This window comes from Brevundimonas sp. (assembly GCF_031082345.1).
Lineage (GTDB): Bacteria > Pseudomonadota > Alphaproteobacteria > Caulobacterales > Caulobacteraceae > Brevundimonas.
The window spans coordinates 1-4383 of record NZ_JAVHLH010000236.1 but is presented as its reverse complement, the minus strand read 5'-3'; the positions used below and the strand labels follow the sequence as shown (position 1 = coordinate 4383).

Sequence of the window (4383 nt, the reverse complement as noted above, 5' to 3'; positions counted from 1 at the left end):
TCAGCTGGTCAGAGCACCTCGTTTACACCGAGGGGGTCGGGGGTTCGAACCCCTCGCCGCCCACCATCCGCCTGCGGTCAGTCGGCGTTCACCCTTTCTGCTCCAGGATGCGGCGTCGGGAGATTTCCAATGAAGATCATGGTCATGCGCAGCGCCGTCCTGGCCGCCGTACTGGGCGGCGCCCTGATGCTGCAGGGCTGCCTCGTCGGCGCCGTGGTGGGCGCGGGCGCGGCCGTGGTCGGCGGAACGGCCAAGGCGACGGGGGCCGTGGTCGGCGCCGGCGTCGACGCCGTGACCACCTCCGACGAGGAGACCCGGGCGAAACGCGAGCGGGAACAGCGCGAGCATGAGCGCGAGCAGCGCCGTTGCGAACAGCGCCAGCGCCAGGGCCGCGACTGCTAGAGCGGTTTTTCCACGGCCCAGTTGTGGATCGGCACGCCCGCGACCTCGAAGTCGCGGCGGGCGATGACCGAATAACCCCGTCGTTCGAACACCGGCCGCGCCGTCTCGCTGGCTTCGGCGTACAGCCGGTCTGCGCCCGACAGCGGGGCCAGGGCTTCGGCCGTCTCCAGCAGCAGTCGCGCGACGCCGAGGCCTGCGGCTTCGGGCGAGACGTAGAGCAGGTCGATGTGGCCGTCCGGTTCCACATCGATGAAGCCGGCGATATTATCCATGACCGCGACCAGTCGCGTCCGGCCGTCCTGCATCCGGCCGTCCAGGGCGTCTGCCGTGGGGGTCAGGGACGCCCAGGCGTCGATCTGGGCCGCGGAATAGTCGCGCGCGCCGAGGGTCCGCACCGAGGCCTCGTAGAGGGCCGACAGGGCCGCGGCGTCGGCCGGCTGATACGGTCGGATCGACAGGTCGCCGCTCACAGCGTCAGCACGCAGCGTTCGTGGATGGTCGGGCGCGAGACGGTGATACGGCTGAGGCCGGGCCATTCCGGCTTCAGACGATTGGCGAACCACAGGCAGAGGTTCTCCAGCGACGGCAGTTCGAGCCCGGGATGCTCGTTGAGCATGCCGTGGTCCAGTTCCTCGGCCGCGGCCTTCAGGGCCCGGTCCAGCGCGCCCAGATCGGCGACCCAGCCGTGGGCGGCGTCCAGCGTCTCGCCACGCACCGTGGCCTCGACCTGGAAGGAATGGCCGTGGATGCGCCGGTAGGGGCTGCCCTCCGGCTCGGTCGGGAAGTGGTGGGCGGCGTCGAAGGTGGCCGCCTTGGTGATCTCGAAAACGTTCATCTTACGCCGATGTATTTGTGGGTCTGGACGCTGAGCCGCCATTTGGGATGGCTCAGGCAATAGTCGATGGCCGCCGCCGTATTGGCCTCGCGATCGGGGCCGTCCATGGGCTGGAGCCAGAACCGCTCGAAGGCGAGGTGTTCGAACCGGTCAGGCATGGCGGCGGGCTGCGGATAGACCAGCTTCAGCTCCTGACCCGCGGTCTGGACCACCGGCGCGTCGGCCTTGGGGCTGACGCAGATCCAGTCGATGCCGGCGGGCGCCGCCAGGGTGCCGTTGGATTCCAGGGCGATTTCGAAGCCGCGGGCGTGCAGGGCGTCGATCAGAGGCACATCCAGCTGCAGCAACGGCTCGCCGCCGGTGCAGACGACCAGCTTCGGGTCCCCTGCCCGGCCCCGCCACATCGCCGCGACGTGGTCGGCCAGGGCGTCCGGGGTCGGAAACTTGCCCCCGCCGTCGCCGTCGGTCCCGACGAAATCGGTGTCGCAGAAACTGCAGACGGCCGTTGCGCGGTCGCGCTCCAGCCCGTTCCACAGATTGCAGCCGGCGAAGCGCAGGAAGACGGCCGGCCGGCCGGCCTGCCCGCCCTCGCCCTGCACCGTCAGGAAGACCTCCTTGGCCGAATAGGTCATGCCCGGGCCGCCCATTCTTCGTAGCCCGTTGCGCGCAGCTCGCAGGCCGGGCAGTCGCCGCAGCCATAGCCCCAGGCGTGGCGGTGTTCGCGGTCGCCGCGGTAGCAGGTGTGGGAGGCCTCGACGATCAGCTCGACCAGCGGCTGACCGCCGAGATCGTGGGCCAGCGCCCAGGTGTCCGCCTTGGTCAGCGCCATCAGCGGCGTCTCGATGACCACGGGCTTGTCGAGGCCGAGGCTCAGGGCCCGGGCCATGGCGTCGATCGTGTCGCGGCGGCAGTCGGGATAGCCGGAGAAGTCGGTCTCGCACATGCCGCCGACCAGCACCTCCAGCCCCCGGCGGTCGGCCAGGGCGGCGGCGCAGGTCAGGAAGACCAGATTGCGGCCCGGCACGAAGGTCGTCGGCAGGCCGCGCGCGTCCATCTCGATGGCCCGCTCGCTGGTCAGGGCGCTGTCCGCGATCTTGCCGTAGCCGGTCAGGTCGACGACGTGATCGGGACCCAGCCGTTCGGCGAATTGGGGCAAGACGCGAACCATGCCCTCGCGCACGTTCAGCCGGGCCTGCATCTCGACCGCATGGCGCTGGCCGTAGTCGAATCCCACGGTCTCGACCCGCCCGTAACGCGCCAGAGCCCACGCCAGGCAGACAGCGCTGTCCTGCCCGCCGGAGAACAGGACAAGGGCGGAATTCGCAGGCTTTTGCAGTGAATCGCTCATGACAAACCTGCGGTCGGCCGGTCGGCCGCGCGCATGGACAAGGGGTGATGGGCCGTTCCAGGACGGGGGCGGCCTTCTACACCAGCGCGACGGCCCGCGCAAAAGCGGCGCAAAGGCGCCCCCGAACGCGCTTAACGCTTCGGCAAATGGTTCCCTGCCATTGTCCGACGGTCGCAGTGGAGTGCCGGTGAGTATGCCGACCATCGAAGTCCTCACCGAGCGCGCCGAGGCGGTGCCGCCCCAGACGCTGGGAAGCGAGGTGTTCGCCCGCTTCGAGCGCGAACCCGACACCCTGGTGATCGCCGTCGTCGACGGCCGTCGTCCGGTCGGCCTGATCGAGCGCAACGATTTCCTGCTGAAGATCGCCAGCCCGCTGGGCCACGCCCTGTACCTGGGTCGGCCGGTCATCCACGTGATGGACCCCGAGCCCGCGGTGGTCGAGGCCGGCGTGGCCATCGACACTGTCTGCGACGGCTTGATAAAGGGCGGCGCGGGCACGCTGATGCGGGGCTTCATCGTCACCCGCAACGGGCGCTATCACGGCGTCGGGACGGCGGGGTCCCTGCTGCGGGCCGCCAACGAAAGCCAGCGGCTCCAGAACGCCGAATTGGCTGAGCAGGTGCGTGAGCTGAACGACACCCGGACCCAGGCCCTGAAGTCGGCCCGCGCCCGGAGCCAGTTCCTGACCATCATGAGCCACGAGCTGCGGACGCCCATGAACGGCGTCCTCGCCGTGGCCGAGTTGCTGCGCCGCCAGCCCCTGAATGCGCAGGCGCACGCCCATGTGACCACCATCGTGGACTCGTCCGAGACTCTCCTGCGGATTCTGCAGGATGCCCTGGACCTGTCGCGGGCCGAGGCCGGCGAGCTGGAGCTGCATGCCGAGCCCACGCCCCTGCGGAGTCTGATGGATGACATCCAGGCCGTGTGGGCGCCCCGCGCCTCGCAGGACAACGTCACCCTGATGATCAGCTACGAGGGCGACACCGAACTGGCCGCCGTCGTCGACGGCCCGCGCCTGAAGCAGGTGTTCAACAATCTGATCGGCAACGCCCTGAAATTCGCCCGCAACGGCGTGGTCGAGGCCAGTCTGAAGGCGACGGCCGCCGGCGACCGGATCACGCTGGAAGCCCGGATCCGCGACGACGGCCCCGGCATCGACGCCGATCGCGTGGACACGGTCTTCGAGCCGTTCGTCCACGGCTCGGGCCACGACGGGGCGGGCCTGGGGCTGTCGATCTGCCGCCAGATCATCGACCGCATGGGCGGCCGCATCTGGGCCCGAAACAACGGCGGGCGCGGCGCGACCTTCGCCTTCGATCTCGAGGTCGACCGCACGCGCGTGGAGCAGGCGCCCGCCTCGAACGTCCAGTCGCTGTCCGATCTGGAGATGGCGTCGTCGCCGCACATCCTGATCGTGGACGACAACGCCACCAACCGGGTCGTCGCCCAGGCCTTGTGCGAGATGTTCGGCTGCACGTCCGAAACCGCCGAGGACGGCGTCGAGGCGCTGGAGGCGCTGCAGGAACGCCAGTTCGATCTCGTGCTGATGGATATCAAGATGCCGCGCATGGACGGCGTCCAGGCGACCCGGGCGATCCGCGCGCTGGACGGACCGGTCAATGCGGTCCCGATCGTGGCCCTGACCGCCAACGCCGATCCCGACGACGCCAAGAAATACCTCGCCTGCGGCATGGCCGCCGTGGTCGAGAAGCCGATCAAGCCCGAACGCCTGCGCATGGCCATGACGGCGGCGCTGGAGCAGGCCACGGCGGCGACGGCGGCCGGCGCGCCGGCC

General features: G+C 69.8%; 6 protein-coding genes. 2 read left to right on the top strand and 4 right to left on the bottom strand.

Features of this window, described 5'->3' with window-relative positions:
• The first annotated feature begins 129 nt into the window (after nt 1-129).
• Nucleotides 130-402, top strand: coding sequence for a hypothetical protein (locus RDU12_RS12990; protein WP_308685005.1), 273 nt, complete (start codon nt 130-132; stop codon nt 400-402).
• Here RDU12_RS12990 and RDU12_RS12985 read toward each other — a convergent pair.
• Genes RDU12_RS12985 through queC form a run of 4 tightly spaced genes read right to left on the bottom strand, consistent with a single transcriptional unit; the run spans nt 399 to nt 2585 of the window.
• On the bottom strand, nt 399-872 hold the full coding sequence (locus RDU12_RS12985; RefSeq protein WP_300291990.1) for a GNAT family N-acetyltransferase: 474 nt from the start codon (nt 870-872) through the stop codon (nt 399-401). The two genes, RDU12_RS12990 and RDU12_RS12985, sit on opposite strands and share 4 nt — an antisense overlap.
• On the bottom strand, nt 869-1237 hold the full coding sequence (locus RDU12_RS12980; RefSeq protein WP_300291992.1) for a 6-carboxytetrahydropterin synthase: 369 nt from the start codon (nt 1235-1237) through the stop codon (nt 869-871). The genes RDU12_RS12985 and RDU12_RS12980 overlap by 4 nt, the downstream gene beginning before the upstream one ends.
• Nucleotides 1234-1869 carry a 7-carboxy-7-deazaguanine synthase gene (queE, locus tag RDU12_RS12975; protein WP_300291994.1) on the bottom strand — a complete coding sequence of 212 codons (636 nt, stop codon included), beginning with the start codon at nt 1867-1869 and terminating at the stop codon, nt 1234-1236. Before queE ends, RDU12_RS12980 begins: the two co-directional genes overlap by 4 nt.
• A complete protein-coding gene (gene queC / locus RDU12_RS12970; protein ID WP_300291996.1) occupies nt 1866-2585 on the bottom strand; it encodes a 7-cyano-7-deazaguanine synthase QueC in 720 nt (239 codons plus the stop codon). The genes queE and queC overlap by 4 nt, the downstream gene beginning before the upstream one ends.
• A gap of 193 nt (nt 2586-2778) precedes the next feature.
• Between queC and RDU12_RS12965 the strand changes: the two genes are divergently transcribed.
• Nucleotides 2779-4383 (top strand): response regulator (locus tag RDU12_RS12965; protein ID WP_308685001.1); only part of this gene is annotated, 1605 nt, incomplete at its 3' end.